This is a genomic window from Streptomyces sp. NPDC001549, assembly GCF_042894025.1.
Lineage (GTDB): Bacteria > Actinomycetota > Actinomycetes > Streptomycetales > Streptomycetaceae > Streptomyces > Streptomyces kutzneri.
Genome location: NZ_JBIAVJ010000013.1, coordinates 106,011 through 123,336, shown reverse-complemented (window position 1 = coordinate 123,336; position 17,326 = coordinate 106,011). Strand labels below are relative to the sequence as shown.

The following is a 17,326-nucleotide window of genomic DNA, read 5'->3' as shown; positions in this document are numbered from 1 at the left end:
CCCGTGACGTGCAACCGCGCGTCGATCTACGAACGGCGCAGCGGCGAATTCCGGCTAGTCGACGGCGGCGGCCGGCTCGCTGTCGTAGCGGCCGTCCAGCTTGGCGACCAGGCCGGTGACCTGCCGGGCGATGTCCGGCGCGGTCAGGCCGATCTCGGCCATGATCTCCTTGCGGAGGGCGTGGTCGAGGAAGCGCTGCGGGATACCGAAGTCGCGCAGCGGTACGTCGACACCCGCGTCCCGCAGGGCCTGCGACACGGCGGCGCCCACACCGCCGGTACGGCCGTTGTCCTCGACGGTGACGACCACGCGGTGGCGGTCCGCGAGCGGGGCCAGGGCCTCGTCCACGGGCTTGACCCAGCGGGGGTCGACCACGGTCGTGGAGATGCCCTGCTTGTCCAGCAGGTCGGCGATCTCCAGGCACATCGGGGCGAGCGCACCGACCGAGACGAGCAGTACGTCCGGACGGGTGACCTCGGCGCCCGGGGCGCGCAGGACGTCCATGCCGCCGATCCGGCCGACGGCCGGGACGGCCGGGCCGACGACGCCCTTGGAGAAGCGCACCACGGTCGGCGCGTCCTTGACCTCGACGGCCTCACGGAGCTGGGCGCGCAGCTGCTCGGCGTCGCGCGGAGCGGCGAGCCGCAGGCCCGGGACGACCTGGAGGATGGACATGTCCCACATGCCGTTGTGGGAGGCGCCGTCGGTGCCGGTGATACCGGCGCGGTCCAGGACGAAGGTGACCCCGCACTTGTGCAGGGCCACGTCCATCAGGACCTGGTCGAAGGCGCGGTTGAGGAAGGTGGCGTACACCGCGAAGACCGGGTGGGCGCCGCCGGTGGCGAGGCCCGCCGCCGAGGTGGCGCCGTGCTGCTCGGCGATGCCGACGTCGTAGATCCGGTCCGGGAAGGCGTCCGCGAACTTCTTCAGGCCGACCGGCTGGAGCATGGCCGCGGTGATGCCGACGATGTCCTTGCGCTCCTTGCCGAGCTTGACCATCTCGTCGGCGAAGACGGAGGTCCAGCTGGCGGCGTCGGTGCTGACCGGCAGGCCGGTATCCGGGTGGATCACGCCGACCGCGTGGAAACGGTCCGCCTCGTGCTCCAGGGCCGGGGTGTAGCCGCGGCCCTTCTGGGTGAGGCAGTGCACGATGACCGGGCCGCTGAAGCGCTTGGCGCGCTGCAGGGCGGACTCCAGGGCCTCGATGTCGTGGCCGTCGATGGGACCGATGTACTTGAGCCCGAGGTCCTCGAACATGCCCTGCGGGGCGATGAAGTCCTTGAGGCCCTTCTTGGCGCCGTGCAGGGTCTCGAAGAGCGGCTTCCCGACGACCGGGGTGCGCTCCAGGATCTCCTTGCCGCGGGCCAGGAAACGCTCGTAGCCGTCCGTGGTGCGCAGGGTCGCCAGGTGGTTCGCGAGGCCGCCGATGGTGGGGCCGTACGAGCGCTCGTTGTCGTTGACGACGATGACCAGCGGGCGGTCCTTGGCGGCGGCGATGTTGTTCAGCGCCTCCCAGGCCATGCCACCGGTCAGCGCGCCGTCGCCGATGACGGCGGCGACGTGGTGGTCCTCGCGGCCCAGCACCTCGTTGGCCTTGGCCAGGCCGTCGGCCCAGCCGAGCACGGTGGAGGCGTGCGAGTTCTCGATCACGTCGTGGTCGGACTCGGCGCGCGAGGGGTAGCCGGACAGGCCGTTCTTGGTGCGCAGGCCGGCGAAGTCCTGGCGGCCCGTGAGCAGCTTGTGGACGTAGGCCTGGTGGCCGGTGTCGAAGAGGACCTTGTCCTTGGGCGATTCGAAGACCCGGTGCAGGGCGATCGTCAGTTCGACCACGCCGAGGTTGGGGCCGAGGTGCCCGCCGGTCTTGGAGACGGCGTCGACGAGGAAGGACCTGATCTCTGCCGCGAGCTGGTCGAGCTCCTCCTGGCTGAGCCGGTCCAGATCGCGCGGTCCCTTGATGCGGGGCAGCAGCACCCGTGCCTCCTTGCAGTTGCTAGCTGGTCTGTCGAGTCTAATGTTCCGCCCCCGGCCACGGTCATCGGGCCGTCCCGAGGGAGTCACAGCTTTGTCATACATGTACGCACGACCTGACGGCCACACATCACATACGGGCGTATACCCGCACATGAGTACCTCGTACATGCACGCACAGATGCCCGGCGCCACGAGAAGTGGCGCCGGGCACTGTGACCGGTCTTACCGCCGGACCTCGGTCCGGCGGGCAGTCGGACGCGCGGTCAGGCGCGTCCGGCCGTCTTCTGGGTCTTGCGCGTCACCGAGTCGATCACCACGGTCGCCAGCAGCACCGCGCCGGTGATCATGTACTGGATCGGCGTCGCAATGCCTTCCAGGGCCAGACCGTACTGGATCGAGACGATGACCATGACGCCGAGGAGGGCGTTCCAGGTCCGGCCCCGGCCGCCGAAGAGGCTGGTGCCGCCGATGACGGCCGCCGCGATCACGTTCATCAGCAGGTCGCCGGCGCCGGCGCTCTGGTTGGCCGCCGCGATCTTGGATGCCCAGAACAGGCCGCCGACGGCGGCGAAGGTGCTGGAGATCGCGAAGACCGTGATCCGGATCCGGGTGACGTTGATGCCCGCACGGCGGGAGGCCTCGACGCTGCCACCCAGTGCGAAAACGTTTCGCCCGAAGGTCGTGCGGCGCAGCAGGAAGTCCGTGACGACCAGGGCCAGCAGGAAGAGCACCACCGCGAGCGGCAGGCCCTTGTACTGGTTGAACAGCACGGCGGGACCGAAGGTGCACAGCGCGAGCAGGCCGGTGCGCAGCAGGATCTCGACGAGCGGCCTGGAGGGCATCCCGGCCGCCTCGCGGCGCCTCGCGTCGAGGAAGGCCGCGAGGAAGTAGCCGGCCACCGCGAGCGCGGCCAGCCCGTAGGCGACGGCCACGTCCGAGAAGAAGTACGTGGTCAGCTGGCCGACCACGCCGTCGGAGTCGATGTTGATCGTGCCGTTGCTGCCGAGGATCTGCAGCATCGCGCCGAGCCAGAAGAGCAGGCCCGACAGGGTGACGGCGAAGGCCGGGGCGCCGATCTTGGCGAAGAAGAAGCCGTGGATGCAGCCGATCAGGGCGCCTCCGACGATGGCCGCGAGGATGGCCAGCCATTCGTTCACGCCGTGGGTGACGGCGAGGACGGCGACGATCGCACCCGAGACACCGCTGACCGAGCCGACCGAGAGGTCGATCTCGCCGAGCAGCAGCACGAAGATGATGCCGATGGCGATCATGCCGGTGCCGGTCATCGTGATCGCGATGTTGGTCAGGTTCTCCGGGGAGAGGAAGTTCGAGTTCAGCCCCTGGAAGATGGACCAGATCACGATCAGGCCGATGACGACCGGGAGGGAACCCAGGTCGCCCGCCTTCATCTTGCGCTTGAACTCGCCCACGTACCCGGCGAGCCCCTCCTCCCTGACGAGCAGGCGGGGGTCGACGGCCGGGATCGCGTCGTGCGCGGCCGCGGGGTTGACCGGGTCGATGTGCTCGTGCTGGTCGACCGAGCCCTTGTCCAGTGGACCGGTGGCAGGGTTCTGGGTGCTCACTTGCCGGCCTCCGAGGTGCGGGCCGCCCGGCGGGTCACGGCGTTGTCCGTGGCACCGGTGATGGCGGAGATGATCTCTTCCTGCGAGGTGTCGGCGACGTTGAAGACACCGTTGTTGCGGCCCAGCCGCAGGACCGCCACCTTGTCGGCGACGGCCTTCACATCGGCCATGTTGTGGCTGATGAGGATGACGGCGTGGCCGCGCTCGCGCAGCCGCTCCACCAGGTCGAGAACCTGTGCGGTCTGCTCGACACCGAGGGCGGCGGTGGGCTCGTCGAGGATGACGAGCTGGGGCTCGCCCAGCATGGAACGGGCGATGGCCACGGTCTGGCGCTGACCGCCGGAGAGTGACGCGATGGGAATCCGGACACTGGGGATCCGGATGGACAGGGTGGTCAGGAGCTCGCGGGCGCGCCGCTCCATCTCCACCTCGTCGAGGATGCCGTAACTCTTGAGCTCGCGGCCGAGGAAGAGGTTGCCGACGACATCGATGTTGTCGCACAGCGCCAGGTCCTGGTAGACCGTCGCGATGCCCAGGTTCTGGGCGTCGTGGGGCTTGCCGATGGAGACCGGACGGCCTTCCCACTCGATGACACCTTCATCGATGGGGTGCACGCCGGCGATCGTCTTGACCAGCGTGGACTTTCCGGCGCCGTTGTCGCCGACGAGGGCGACCACTTCACCGGAGTGGATCTCGAGTTCTACGTCGGTCAGGGCCTGAACGGCGCCGAACCGCTTCGAGACCCCTCGCAACGCCAGCACGGGCGCAGCGGACACATGAACCATCTCCTTCGCCGCCTGACCGGCGGGGATGTCGTGCAGAAGAGCAGGAGCGGGGCGAATGGGGGAACGTTTCTGCCCGGCGCCCCGCCGGGTGGCGGGGAGAGAGTGGCGGGACGCCGGTCAGGCACGGGGGGCCGCCTCGCGGGGAGGCGACGGGGGCCGCTACTTCAGGCCGGCGGCGGCGCAGGCCGCCGCGTACTTGTCGGTGCAGATCTCGTCCACCGTGTAGACGCCGTCCTTGACGACGGTGTCCTTGATGTTGCCCTTGGTCAGCGAGACGACCGGGATCAGGACGGACGCGACACCCTTGGTGGTCGGGCTGTCGACCGTGGACGTGGTGCCCTCGGCCTTTCCGCCCTTGGCGAGGGAGACGGCCATCTTCGCCGCGGCCTCGGCCTCGGGGGCGTACGGCTTGTAGACGCTCATGAACTGCTCGCCCGCGACGATCCGCTGCACACCGGCGAGTTCTGCGTCCTGGCCGGTGACCGGCGGCAGGGGGGAGACGCCGGCGGCCTTGAGGGCGGTGATGATGCCGCCGGCCATGCCGTCGTTGGCGGAGTAGACGCCGATGACCTTGTCCTTGCCGAGCGCGGAGAGCGCGGCCGCCATGTTGGTGTTGGCGTTCTCCGGCTTCCACTCGACGGTGTCGTACTCCTTGCCGACGTTCACCTTGCCGTCGAGCTCGGAGTGCGCGCCGGACTTGAAGAGCTTGGCGTTCGGGTCGGTGACCGAACCGTTCATCATGACGACCTGGCCGTCCTTGGCCTTGTCGCCCAGCGCCTCCAGCAGGGCCTTGCCCTGGACCTTGCCGACCTCTTCGTTGTCGAAGGAGGTGTATGCGTCGATCGGGCCCTCGGCCAGGCGGTCGTAGGCGACGACCGGGATGCCGGCGTCCTTGGCCTTCTTGACCGAGCCTGCGATGGCCTTGGAGTCCACCGCGTCGATGATCAGGACGTCCACCTTGTTGGTGATCATCGTGTCGACCTGGGAGTTCTGCGTGGTCGCGTCCTGCTTGGCGTTGGCGTAGACGACCTTGCCCTTGCCACCGGTGAGCTCGGCGACCTTCTTCTCGATCAGCGGCTTGTCGAACTTCTCGTAACGCGCGGTCTGGTTCTCCGGCAGGAGCAGACCGACCTTGATCTCATCGCCCTTGGCAGCGCCGGAGGACGCCTTCGTCGTGTCGCCGGCCTCCTTCGCACTGCCACAAGCGGCGAGCGAAACGGCCATGGCACCAGCGGCTACAGCTACGGCGGCTCTGCGCATACGCGTGTTCATTACTTGAACCTCCCTGACGAGGCCGCAGCGGCGCGGCCGAGGTGGATGTGAGTCAACCCCGGCCGCGTTTTGCCGTCAAGGAGTGAATTCTTAACGAGATGACAACGGTGCCATTCGTTATCTACCTGAAGACAAGACGGCTGGAGCTCGCACTCCACTTCCATGATCTGACAAAAGTGTCGAATCGCCCATCTCGCTGAGGACGAGCGCCAGTGCGCCCAACACCTCGGCCCGCCCGCCCAGGTTCCCCGTCAGCACCGACAACTGCCGGGCCGCACTGGGAATCGCGTACCTGCCCACCGATTCACGGATGGGAGCGAGGACGAGTTCACCGGCCTCCGCCAGCGAGCCGCCCAGCACCACCCGGCTGGGGTTCAGGAGGTTGCACAGACTGGCCACGCCGCTGCCGATGTGCCGGCCCACGTCCGTGATCACCCGGCGGCAGCCCGGGTCCCCCTCACGGGCCAGTTCGACCACCCGCTCCATCGTCAACTCCGGGCCGTGCGTGCCCTGGAGCAGGGGCAGTACGTACCGGGCGGCCGCGAAGGTCTCCAGGCAGCCACGGTTGCCGCAGCGGCAGACCGGGCCCGATTCGTCCAGGGTGATGTGCCCGATCTCGCCCGCCGTGCCGCCGGGTCCGCGGTAGATCTGGCCGTTGATCACCAGGCCCGCGCCGACGCCGCTGGCCACCTTGATGTAGGCCAGGTCCTTTACTCCCCGCCCGCTCCCCCAAACGAGTTCGCCGAGGGCGCCGAGGTTCGCGTCGTTGTCCACGTACACGGGCACCCCGAGGCGCTGCGAGAGCTCCTGGCGGGGATTGATGCCCGCCCAGCCCGGCAGGATCGCGGTCGAGCCCAGGGTCCCGGACTCCACGTCGATCGGGCCGGGCACGCCGAGCCCGACGCCGATCACCTTCTCCAGCCCCACGCCGATGTCCGCGATCAGCCGTCCGACCAGGGCTTCCGCCCGGTCGAAGCCGTCCGCCCAGGACGCGTCGACGTCCAGCGGCTCGGACTCCTCGGCCAGCACCTGGTGGGCCAGGTTCCCCACCGCCACCCGCAGGTGGGTATGGCCGAAGTCGACGCCGATGACGATCCCCGCGTCGCCGCTGAGCGAGACGCTGCGCGCCCGGCGGCCGCCGGCCGAGGTGTCGGTGACCTCGACGGTCCCGCCGTCCTTCAGCTCCCGGACGATGTTGGAGACCGTGGCCGCCGACAGTCCGGTGGCGCGGGCGATCTCCGCCTGGGTCAGCGATCCCGCGAGCCGCACCGCCCGCACGACCCGTTCGAGATTCGCGCGATGCAGCGACGACTGCGATCCGGGAGTCTGCACGACTCATCCACTCCTGCCCATTAGCGACGGCCAGCCGTCGCCCCCCGGCCGGGACACGTCACGGCTTCACGCTCCGAGACCCCGGCATCTCTCCAACTTGTGAACCTTAAGTCGAGCCTTTACGCATCCACACGTCAAGAGGCTGACACGGCATGAAACGGCTGGTACTGACCTAAAGGGGGAGAGAAGCGGCCGTTGGATCGTGCTACGGTCGCTGAGACGCCGGTCCTCTGCGGCCCTTCCGGCCGGACCTGGCGTCGTGCAACGACCGCGCTACGCAAGGAGGTGTTCGGGATGAGTCCCGATCGAAGTCCTTGCAGCGCTCTCGTCGGCTGATCTTCTGACCGGCTGATCTCTCTCCGGGTACGCACGGCAGCGGTGGACCGCTGTCCCCGTGCGAGCTCGCGTTCCGTTCGCGTTCCATCGCGTTCCTTCCTTCCACATTCCCTTCCTTCCGCATGCCCTGCCAACTCCGCCGGGCGTGCGTCATCCATGCCCATCGGCGCGCCGGGGCCCGTCATGGCCACTGCGCGCCGACCCATGATCACTCCACGTGACCGCCCGGCTTCGCGCTGCCCGGACACCGTGGAGGGAGGTATTCGTCATGACCATGCTCACCCCCCGTACCCCGGCCACGCTCGCACCGCCGGGCCGGTCCCGCCGCGAGCGCAAGGCCGCCGAGCTCCAGGCCCGTACCCGGCTCGTCGGCGAGCGTCTCGCCGGGATCAGCGCCCGCCCGGGCGTCCAGGTCCTGCAGGAGGTGGACACCTGCCCGGCCGGCCTCACCCATGCCGAGGCCTCGCTGCGCCTGGAGCGGCACGGCTCCAACACCGTCGCCCACGAGCGTGCCCCCCCGCTGGTACCTCCAGCTGGCGAAGGCCTACTGGAACCCCTTCATCGCCGTCCTGGTCTTCCTGGCGACGGTCATGTACTGGCAGGACCCCGCGGACCCGGGCGTCGTCATCCTCTCCGTGATGGTGGGGATCAGCGGTCTGCTGCGCTTCTGGCAGGAGTTCCGCTCGGGCCGCGCCGCCGACGCACTGAAGAAGCTCGTCACCACCACGTGCGCGGTGCAGCGCCGGGCCGGCAGCGGCTCCGCGCCCGTCCACATGATCCGCACCCGGAAGATCCCCTTCATCCAGTCCCGCGCCTCCTGGCCGGTGATGGTGATGACCGTCCTCGCCGTGCTGACCGGTCTCTGGCTGCCCTTCTCGCCGCTGGCTCCCTCGCTGGGCTTCGTGGCCCTGCCGGCGAGCTACTTCCCGTGGCTGATCGGCGTACTCCTCGCGTACTGCACGCTCACCCAGATCGTGAAGACCTGGTACATCCGCCGGTTCAACACCTGGCTGTAGCGGCCACGGCGAAGGAGGGAGGGCCGGTGCTGCTCACCGAATGGCAGATGGCCGCACACCCGGCCGCCGCGCTCGGACTCGGAGCGGCCATCGGCCTGGAGCGGCAGTGGCGGGCCCGCCTCGCGGGGCTGCGTACGAACGCCCTGGTGGCGGGCGGGGCCGCGCTGTTCGTGCTGCTCTCGCAGTGCGGCTTCCTCGGCGCGGCCCCGGAGGCCGGCCGGGCTGCCGGCTGCGCTCGATCCGCAGCCAGGACGGCCCGGTGCCCGGCCGGGTGACGGTGTCCGCACTGCTGACCGCCGAGGGCGAGGTGGACCGGACGCTGGAGGAGGCGGTCAGCAACCTCTCGCCGGATCCGTCGGTGTCGGCGGTCAGCTGGTCGGTCGTGCCCGCGGGACGGGGCGCGAAGAATGAATTGAACGCGTTCAGCCCGGCTGGCACTATGGATCCAGGACGTCGCCGGCCGGGTGGACCCGTGGGTTCGCCGTGCCACGAGGGGGAATGATCGTGCATCAGAAACGGTCGTACGGAGTCGTGCTGGTGGTCTCGACGCTGGTGGGATGCCTGGAGGTCGCGCTCGCCGTCGTGGTGGTCCTGCTGTACGTGCAGACGCAGCCGCCGCCGGACGAACCCCCCGACTACACCAGGATCGGGGGGAGCCTGGTCGCCCTCACACCCCTCATCGGCTTCATCTCGTTCCTGCTGTCGCTGGTCTTCGTACTGCCGGCGGTCGCGCTGACCGACCTCCTCGGCCGCCGGTTCGGCGGCCGCGCGGCGTGGTGGCCGGCGCCGCTGGTGGTGGCGGCCCTGCTGGCACCGCCCCTGATGTGCTTCGTGGCGTACAACGACGTGGAGCCGCGGTCCGTGTTCGTCTTCTGGGCCTCGGCCACGGCCTCGCTCTCGCTGGGCGCGCTGATCGCCCTGCCCCGGGGCGAGGGGCTGCTGCGGCGGGTGGCGCTGTGGGGCACGGCGGTGGTGGCGGGGACGGGGCTGCTCGGCACACTCGGGCTCGCCGTCGGCCTGCCGCCCGCGTACGAGCCGCCGGCGATCGGTCCGCAGACCATGCCTGGCAGCTGGGTCGACCACACGGGCGGAACCCTGGTCTTCGCCTCGGACGGCGGGGTCACCGCCTCCGGCGTCGGCGGGCGCCTGGCCAACGACTACCCCAGCGACCCGTCGCCGAGCTGCTCGGGCTCGGGAACCTGGTCGTACGAGCCCGGCCGGGACGTCTGGACGCAGAAGGTCCGTATAGACATCCCGGGGTGCGGCTGGCCCGCTTGGGGCGTCGGCGGCACCGCCCGGGAGCCCCGGATCCACCAGAACATCGGCGACCCGGGTTCCGGAGAGCTCTACAAGCTGCGGAAGGCTACTTCAGCGTCGCCGAGGTGAGACCCGCCTGGATCTGGCGCTGGAAGGAGAGGTAGACGACCAGCATCGGGACCATCGCGATGGTGGCACCGGCGAACAGCACCGGCAGGTCCGTCTCGTAGCCCATCTGGTACTGGAGCTGGATGAGCCCCTGGGTGAGCATGTACCGCTCGGGGTCGGCGCTCGTCTGCGGCTGCATCAGCACGGCGGGCAGGATGTACTGGTTCCACTGGCCCAGGACGTTGAAGATCCCGACGCTGATCAGGCCGGGCTTGGCCATCGGCAGCATCACCTGGAAGAAGATCCGGGTGTCGGAGGCCCCGTCGATGACCGCCGCCTCGTGGATCGCCGTCGGCAGCGTCCGGAAGAAGGAGTGCATGAAGAAGACCGTGAAGGGCATCGAGTAGGCGACGTACACCAGGATCAGGCCCTGGTAGGTGTTCAGCATGTCGAAGCGCTTGACCATGAAGAAGAGCGGTACGAGCGCCAGGAACACGGGGAACATCGCCCCGCTGACGAAGAAGTAGTAGATGAGCCGGTTGCCCGTGAAGGGGTAGCGGGCCAGCACGTACGCGGCCATGGAGCCGAACAGCATGGTCAGCGGGACCGAGAACACCAGCACGATGAGGGTGTTGGCGAAGTAGCCTCCGATGCCCTTCGTCCAGGCCCGCCCGAAGGCGTCGAAGTGCCAGTTGGAGGGCCAGCTCAGGGCCGAGCCGCCGATCTGCGCGTCGGTCTTGAAGGCGCCGAGCGCGAGCCAGATCAGCGGCAGCACGATCATTACCGCCCAGACGACGAGGAAGCCGTGCGAGAAGACGTTGAGGGCCATGCCCTCGGAGCGGCGCCCGTCCCGCTTCCCCGTCCGCCCGGCGCCGCCCGGCTGCTCCGCGGCCTTTTCGCCCGGAGCCTTGATCACTGTGGACTGTGCAGTCATCGTGGAACTCCCCTCAGAACTCGATGCGCTCGCGGCGGGTGGCGCGCAGCGTGATGACGGAGAGGATCATGGTCAGGGCGAGCATGACCACACCCATGGCGCAGGCGTATCCGCTCTTGCCGAAGTAGAGGAAGTTGCGCATCAGCACCGTCGACATGACCTCGCTGTGGTGGTCGGGTCCGCCGCCGAACTGGCCCGAGGTCATGGTCGACACCAGGACGAACATGTCCATCGCGGCGATGCCCAGATAGACCGCGGAGGTCTGCACAGAGTCCCACAGCAGGGGCAGCGTGACCTTGAAGAAGGTCTGGGCGCGCCCGGCACCGTCGAGCAGCGCGGCCTCGTAGATGTCCTTGGGGACGGACTGCATGGCCGCGGAGAAGAGGACGAGGTAGAAGCCGACGCCGTGCCAGACGACGACGAGGAGCAGGCACCAGAGGACGAGGTTCGGCTCGTTGAGCCATTCGACCGGGTGGTTCGCGTCGATCAGGCCGAGCTGGGTCAGGAAGCCGTTGAGCAGGCCGCCCTCGTCGCTGCGGTAGATCGCGCCGAAGAGCACGGAGAGGATGGCGAGGGAGAGGACCTGCGGGAAGAAGTAGACGACCTTGTAGAAGCGCGATCCGCCGACTCCCTGCACTCCGCCGGCCCCGCCGCGCCCGCCCGCGTTCACCATGAAGGCGAAGAAGAGGGCGAGCAGGATGGTGACGAGCGGGACGAACACCAGGAGCAGCAGGTTGTGCCAGAGCGCGCCGCGGAAGACCTCGTCCTTCAGCAGGGCCGCGTAGTTGTCCGTGCCGACGAAGTCGAACGTCGGTGACTGCCCGGTCCAGTTGGTGAAGGAGTAACCGAACGTCTGCACGTACGGCCAGATGACGAAGGTCAGGTACAGCGCGAGGGGCGCGAAGAGGAAGCCGGCGATGAAGCCGTACTTCCCTCTCCCCTGGGCTACATGGCTCATGGTGTCCGTCCCCGCAGTGGTCAGCTGCGCTTGTTGTTCTTGGCGTTCGGGTCCTGGGCCGCCTTGTTCACCGCCGCCTGGGCCCGCTTGATCCACTCCTTGGGCTGGATCCGCTGCGCCATGAGCTCATTGGAAGCGTTCTGGATCTCCGTGTCCATCTCGCTGTACCAGTCGGGGTAGCGGTAGCTGAAGGTGTTGCTTCCCGCGGCCTTGAGCGCCTCGACCGCCGACTGGGTGCCGGGCCGCAGCTTGACACTCGGATCCACGCCGTCCTTGACCACCGTGAGCGAGTTGGCCTGCTGGGCGAAGATCGTCGACCATTCCCGGGACAGCATCGAACGGAGGAACTCCAGGCCCGCGGCCTTGTTGGCGGCCTTCTCCGGGACGATGAACGGCTCGTCGACGCCGGCCCGGATGGCCTCCAGGGGCATCTTGCTGTCGGCGAGCAGGGGCACCGGCAGGAACTTCATGTCGAAGTCCTCCGGGGTCTGCTTGAGCTGCTCGTTCTCCAGCCAGGAGCCGGAGGGGATGAAGGCGGCCTTGTACTGGTTCCAGGCCGTCTGGGACTCCGTGTGGGTGAGGCCGTTGGTGCCCGGCATCAGCAGCCCCTTCTCGACCACCTCGTAGACCGCCTCGACCGCGGCGAGAGCGGCCGCGCTGCCCTCGAAGGCGTTCGGTTCGAGGTTGTCGATCGCCTTCACCGCATCCAGACCACCCTTCTTGGCGATCAGGTCCATGATGACGACGTTGATGTAGTACGGGTACTTGCCCTGGTGGGCGAGGCCGCCGATGCCCGCCTCCTTGGCCTTGGTGCAGACGGCGAGGAACTCGTCCCAGGTCTTGGGTGCCGTCCAGCCCTTCTCCTTGAAGAGCTTGCCCGAGTACCAGAAGCCGGACACGGCGTACACGTACTTCAGGACGAGGTACTTGCCGCCCAGCATGCCCTGTTCAACGGCCCCCTCCACGAGGGTGTCGCGCACCTTCTTGCCCGGGTCGTCGAGCGAGGGCGCGTCGAGCACGGCGTTGAGGTCGGCGAGCTGGCCGCCCTTGCCGAGCACGTCCAGCGGGATCTTCTGGGCACCGGAGTCGTCGACGACGTCCGGCGGGTTCCCGCCGTTGAAGCGGGGCTGCAGCTTGGCGGTGATCTCCTGGGTGCCCAGGTGGGAGCTGGTGGTGCCCCACTTCTTGTCGAAGGCGGCCTCCCAGGCCTTCGCGTAGTCGTCGCCGAACCCGCCCTTGAAGACGACGACGTCCAGCTTGCCGCCCTTCGCGACGCCGAAGGGGTTCTCCTTGGTCACCGGGGCCTTGGCCGGGCCCTTCGTGGAGTTCTCCGCACCGCCGGAGGCGCAGGCGGACAGGAAGCTCATCGTCGGCACCGTGATCAGTCCGAGTGCGGCGGAGCGCTTGATCAGGTCGCGGCGTCCGAGGCCCTCACCAGTGGATCCCATGCTCATGTCCTCGCCTTCGTCAGAAGTGGGAAGGAGGCCGGAGATTCACGGTGGTCGCCGTGCATGCGGACATCACCACAGGTCCCCGCCCGTCCCCCGGCCCGGAGCCACTTGTCTCGCGGTGATCCGGACGGGCACAGGTATAGTCCACTTCCGCTCGTGTGAGCAAGATCATGCACATTTATGGCCACCAGTTTTTCCGAGTTGAGACCTCTCCGTCATCTGGCACCGCCGTGACGAAAATGCGGAAGGGCCGTATCCCCCTGACGGGGATACGGCCCTATGGTGCCGATTCAGCGGAGAAGGGCTCCGCTTGGCGCGCCCTTAACCCCGGATGAGGTTCCGGAGCACGAACTGCATGATTCCGCCGTTGCGGTAGTAGTCCGCCTCGCCCGGCGTGTCGATGCGGACGACCGCGTCGAACTCCACACCGGTGTCGGTGGTCACCTTGACCGTGCGCGGGGTGGTGCCGTTGTTCAGCTCCTCCACACCGGTGAAGGAGAAGGTCTCCTCGCCGGTCAGCCCCAGGGAGGCCGCGGTGGCACCCTCCGGGAACTGCAGCGGCAGGACGCCCATGCCGATCAGGTTGGAGCGGTGGATGCGCTCGTAGGACTCGGCGATGACGGCCTTGACGCCGAGCAGCGCGGTGCCCTTGGCGGCCCAGTCACGGGACGAGCCGGAGCCGTACTCCTTGCCCGCCAGGATGACCAGCGGGATGCCGGCGGCCTGGTAGTTCTGCGAGGCGTCGTAGATGAAGGAGACCGGCGCGTCCGGGACGGTGAAGTCGCGGGTGAAGCCGCCCTCGGTGCCCGGCGCGATCTGGTTGCGCAGGCGGATGTTGGCGAAGGTACCGCGGATCATGACCTCGTGGTTGCCACGGCGGGAACCGTACGAGTTGAAGTCGCGGCGCTCGACGCCGTGCTCGGTGAGGTACTTGCCGGCCGGGGTGTCGGCCTTGATCGCACCGGCCGGGGAGATGTGGTCGGTGGTGACCGAGTCGCCCAGCTTCGCCAGCACGCGGGCGCCGGCGATGTCGGAGACCGGGGTGGTCTCCATCGTCATGCCCTCGAAGTAAGGGGGCTTGCGGACGTAGGTGGACTGCGGGTCCCACTCGAAGGTGTTGCCGGTCGGGATCGACAGCGCCTGCCACTGGGCGTCGCCCGCGAAGACGTCCTGGTAGGACTTGCTGAACATGTCCTCGCCGATGGCGTTCGCCACGACGTCGTTGACCTCGGCCTCGGAGGGCCAGATGTCCTTGAGGAAGACCGGGTTGCCCTCGGTGTCGATGCCGATGGCCTCGGTGGTGACGTCCACCTTCATGGAGCCCGCGATGGCGTACGCGACGACCAGCGGCGGGGAGGCCAGGTAGTTCATCTTGACGTCGGGGTTGATCCGGCCCTCGAAGTTGCGGTTGCCGGAGAGCACCGAGGTGACCGCGAGGTCGTGCTCGTTGATCGCCTTCGAGATCTCCTCGTCCAGCGGACCGGAGTTGCCGATGCAGGTGGTGCAGCCGTACCCGACGAGGTTGAAGCCCATCTTGTCGAGGTACGGGGTCAGGCCGGCCTTGTCGAAGTAGTCGGTGACGACCTTCGAGCCCGGGGCCAGGGTGGTCTTGACCCACGGCTTGCGGGTCAGGCCCTTCTCGACCGCCTTCTTGGCCACGAGCGCCGCGGCGACCATGACGTAGGGGTTCGAGGTGTTGGTGCAGGAGGTGATCGCGGCGACGGTGACGGCGCCGTGGTCGATCTCGAAGGAGGTGCCGTCGGCCAGGGTGACCTGGGTCGGGCGGGTCGGCACGCCGTCGGTGGCGGCCGGGGCGTCGGAGGCCGGGAAGGACTCCTTGCCCGCCTCGTCGTCGTCCTCGACGTAGTTGCGGACGTCCTGGGCGAACTGCTCGGCGGCGTTGGCGAGGACGATGCGGTCCTGCGGGCGCTTCGGGCCGGCGATGGAGGGGACGACCGTGGAGAGGTCGAGCTCCAGCTTCTCGGAGAAGTCCGGCTCGGCGGCCGGGTCCAGCCACAGACCCTGCTCCTTGGCGTACGCCTCGACGAGCGCGACCTGCTGGGCGTCGCGGCCGGTCAGGCGCAGGTACTTCAGCGTCTCGTCGTCGATCGGGAAGATCGCGGCGGTGGAGCCGAACTCCGGCGACATGTTGCCGATGGTGGCGCGGTTCGCGAGGGAGGTGGCGGCGACGCCCTCACCGTAGAACTCGACGAACTTGCCGACGACACCGTGCTTGCGCAGCATCTCGGTGATGGTGAGCACCAGGTCGGTGGCGGTGGTGCCGGTGGGCAGCTCGCCGGTCAGCTTGAAGCCGACGACGCGCGGGATCAGCATGGAGACCGGCTGGCCGAGCATCGCGGCCTCGGCCTCGATGCCGCCGACGCCCCAGCCCAGCACGCCCAGGCCGTTGACCATGGTGGTGTGCGAGTCGGTGCCGACGAGGGTGTCGGGGTACGCCTGGCCATTACGGACCATGACCGTGCGGGCCAGGTGCTCGATGTTGACCTGGTGGACGATGCCGGTGCCCGGGGGGACGACCTTGAAGTCGTCGAAGGCGGTCTGGCCCCAGCGCAGGAACTGGTAGCGCTCCTTGTTGCGGCCGTACTCCAGCTCCACGTTCTGGGCGAACGCGTCGGCCGTGCCGAACTTGTCGGCGATGACCGAGTGGTCGATGACCATCTCGGCGGGCGAGAGCGGGTTGATCTTCGCCGGGTCGCCGCCGAGGGCCTTCACGGCCTCACGCATGGTGGCGAGGTCCACGACGCAGGGGACGCCGGTGAAGTCCTGCATGATCACGCGGGCCGGCGTGAACTGGATCTCCTCGCTGGGCTGGGCCTGCGAGTCCCAGTTACCGAGCGACCGGATGTGGTCGGCGGTGATGTTCGCGCCGTCCTCGGTACGGAGCAGGTTCTCCAGCAGGACCTTCAGGCTGTAGGGAAGGCGGGCGGAGCCCTCGACCTTGTCCAGCTTGAAGATCTCGTACGACTCGTCGCCCACCTGCAGCGTGCTGCGGGCGTCGAAGCTGTTCGCCGACACGACAGTCTCCTTCATGCATGAATTCGCGCGTATTACCGCAATCCTGCCGCCACGCCCCTTGGCCAATCCGCTAAGGTAGGGCTAAGTTAGGTAACCCTTACCAGCGGGGGCGGCTGCGGTACGCCTTCGGCAGATATCTCGATGTCGAGATAACTCTAGTACATGTCCGGGGGGAGGGACGAGGCGCGCACCCGCAGTCCCGCCGGGACCGTCAGCTGACCAGGCGATTCCGCATGCCCGGATTCGATCAGGTTGACCAGGACAGACACCGCCGAAGCGGCGATCCGCTCCGGATTCAGGGTGACGGTGGTCACGGCGGGTTCGGTCTCGGCGTACGCGGGATCCTCGCTCGCGCAGACCAGCAGCAGCCCGTCGTGCCCCGGGCTGCCGGGTGCGCCGGGTATGCCAGGCACTCCGGGAACTCCAGGTACGCCGGGTGTACGAAGACCGTGGCGTGCGGCGGCGGCCAGCACCTGCCGGCCCCCCGGGTCGTACACGCAGTAGACGGCGTCGGGGCGGTCCGGCCCGGTGAAGGCGGAGTCGAAGGCGTGCCCCGCCGCGTCGTCCGGGTCGAAGGGGACCAGGAGGGGAGCCAGGCCGCGCTCCGCGCACCACTGTTCGTAGGCCGAGGTGACGGCCCCGGTGTAGAACTCCCGGCCGTAGCCCGAATGCAGTGCGATCCGCCGGGCCCCGGACGCCGCGAGGTGGTCGAGCACCTCCCGGGTGGTGGCGGTGTGGTCGTTGTCCACCCACACGTCCCCCGGCCAGGGGTCGGGCGGCCGCCCGTCGAAGACCACCGGCAGACCCCGCGCCCGCAGGGCCCGCAGCACCGGGTCGTCGGCCGGGCTGTCGAGCAGCAGCATCCCGTCCACGGCGAGGGTGTGCCACAGCGGCTCGGCGCCCCGGTCGGCGGGCAGGGTGGTCAGGGCGTACCCGTGCGCGTGCGCGGCCGAGGTCGCGGCGGTGAGCCAGCGGGAGAAGTAGGCGATCCGCACGAAGTCCCAGGCGTCCCCCGCGTACGTGGTCACCGCGACACCGAGGCTGCGGGTGCGCGGGCCGCGGCGGGCTCCGTAGCCGAGCGCGCCCGCCACCTCGCGGACCCGTCGCCGGGTGGACGCGCCGAGGCGGCCGGTGCCGTTGAGCGCGTGCGAGACGGTCGCGGTGGAGACCTCGGCGGCGCGCGCGACGTCGGCGAGGGTCGGTCCCGGCGCGGGTGGGTGCTCTGGCACGCGGCCATCGTACGGATTTCGTCGCCGGAGGCGGCTTCTGGTTAAGCGGTTAATCAAA

14 protein-coding genes and 1 pseudogene are annotated in these 17,326 nt (G+C 68.8%); 5 read left to right on the top strand and 10 right to left on the bottom strand.

All coding sequences use genetic code 11. From position 1 onward, the window contains the following. Positions 1–54: 54 nt before the first annotated feature. The 5 genes from dxs to ACFY04_RS22105 form a co-directional block, all read right to left on the bottom strand. Positions 55–1,971 carry a 1-deoxy-D-xylulose-5-phosphate synthase gene (dxs, locus tag ACFY04_RS22125; protein ID WP_389118957.1) on the bottom strand — a complete coding sequence of 639 codons (1,917 nt, stop codon included), beginning with the start codon at positions 1,969–1,971 and terminating at the stop codon, positions 55–57. Between the two features lie 263 nt (positions 1,972–2,234). Then, positions 2,235–3,524, bottom strand: coding sequence for a sugar ABC transporter permease (locus ACFY04_RS22120; protein ID WP_389119099.1), 1,290 nt, complete (start codon positions 3,522–3,524; stop codon positions 2,235–2,237). A gap of 26 nt (positions 3,525–3,550) precedes the next feature. Further along, on the bottom strand, positions 3,551–4,339 hold the full coding sequence (locus ACFY04_RS22115; protein ID WP_301365550.1) for an ATP-binding cassette domain-containing protein: 789 nt from the start codon (positions 4,337–4,339) through the stop codon (positions 3,551–3,553). Between the two features lie 159 nt (positions 4,340–4,498). Further along, complete coding sequence (locus tag ACFY04_RS22110; RefSeq protein ID WP_389118956.1) at positions 4,499–5,611, bottom strand: sugar ABC transporter substrate-binding protein; 1,113 nt, start codon at positions 5,609–5,611, stop codon at positions 4,499–4,501. A gap of 117 nt (positions 5,612–5,728) precedes the next feature. Continuing rightward, positions 5,729–6,943 (bottom strand): ROK family transcriptional regulator, encoded by a 1,215-nt coding sequence (locus tag ACFY04_RS22105; RefSeq protein WP_030008678.1) that lies wholly within the window; start codon positions 6,941–6,943, stop codon positions 5,729–5,731. 604 nt (positions 6,944–7,547) lie between these two features. Between ACFY04_RS22105 and ACFY04_RS22100 the strand changes: the two are divergent. The 5 genes and pseudogenes from ACFY04_RS22100 to ACFY04_RS22080 form a co-directional block, all read left to right on the top strand. Further along, positions 7,548–7,745 (top strand): annotated as a pseudogene (locus tag ACFY04_RS22100) (hypothetical protein); the annotation flags it as partial. Positions 7,746–7,788: 43 nt separating this feature from the next. After that, positions 7,789–8,295, top strand: a complete 507-nt coding sequence (locus ACFY04_RS22095) for a hypothetical protein (protein WP_389118954.1) — start codon at positions 7,789–7,791, stop codon at positions 8,293–8,295. Positions 8,296–8,321: 26 nt separating this feature from the next. Next, complete coding sequence (locus ACFY04_RS22090) at positions 8,322–8,570, top strand: MgtC/SapB family protein (RefSeq protein ID WP_389119097.1); 249 nt, start codon at positions 8,322–8,324, stop codon at positions 8,568–8,570. Next, positions 8,480–8,797 carry a hypothetical protein gene (locus tag ACFY04_RS22085; protein ID WP_389118953.1) on the top strand — a complete coding sequence of 106 codons (318 nt, stop codon included), beginning with the start codon at positions 8,480–8,482 and terminating at the stop codon, positions 8,795–8,797. Before ACFY04_RS22090 ends, ACFY04_RS22085 begins: the two co-directional genes overlap by 91 nt. A gap of 2 nt (positions 8,798–8,799) precedes the next feature. Continuing rightward, positions 8,800–9,681, top strand: a complete 882-nt coding sequence (locus tag ACFY04_RS22080; RefSeq protein ID WP_389118952.1) for a hypothetical protein — start codon at positions 8,800–8,802, stop codon at positions 9,679–9,681. Here the strand turns inward: ACFY04_RS22080 and ACFY04_RS22075 are convergent. The 5 genes from ACFY04_RS22075 to ACFY04_RS22055 all read right to left on the bottom strand — a co-directional run bounded on the left by ACFY04_RS22075 (position 9,659) and on the right by ACFY04_RS22055 (position 17,268). Then, positions 9,659–10,594, bottom strand: a complete 936-nt coding sequence (locus ACFY04_RS22075) for a carbohydrate ABC transporter permease (protein ID WP_389118950.1) — start codon at positions 10,592–10,594, stop codon at positions 9,659–9,661. The two genes, ACFY04_RS22080 and ACFY04_RS22075, sit on opposite strands and share 23 nt — an antisense overlap. 13 nt (positions 10,595–10,607) lie before the next feature. Continuing rightward, the gene (locus tag ACFY04_RS22070) at positions 10,608–11,552 is read right to left on the bottom strand and encodes a carbohydrate ABC transporter permease (protein WP_373038333.1); all 945 of its coding nucleotides are present in this window, start codon (positions 11,550–11,552) and stop codon (positions 10,608–10,610) included. A 20-nt stretch (positions 11,553–11,572) separates the two neighbouring features. Beyond that, the gene (gene ngcE / locus ACFY04_RS22065; protein WP_389118948.1) at positions 11,573–13,000 is read right to left on the bottom strand and encodes an N-acetylglucosamine/diacetylchitobiose ABC transporter substrate-binding protein; all 1,428 of its coding nucleotides are present in this window, start codon (positions 12,998–13,000) and stop codon (positions 11,573–11,575) included. A gap of 324 nt (positions 13,001–13,324) precedes the next feature. After that, entirely contained in the window at positions 13,325–16,054 is a 2,730-nt protein-coding gene (gene acnA, locus ACFY04_RS22060; RefSeq protein ID WP_389118947.1) for an aconitate hydratase AcnA, read from the bottom strand. 140 nt (positions 16,055–16,194) lie between these two features. Then, complete coding sequence (locus tag ACFY04_RS22055) at positions 16,195–17,268, bottom strand: LacI family DNA-binding transcriptional regulator (RefSeq protein ID WP_389118945.1); 1,074 nt, start codon at positions 17,266–17,268, stop codon at positions 16,195–16,197. Positions 17,269–17,326: the final 58 nt, after the last annotated feature.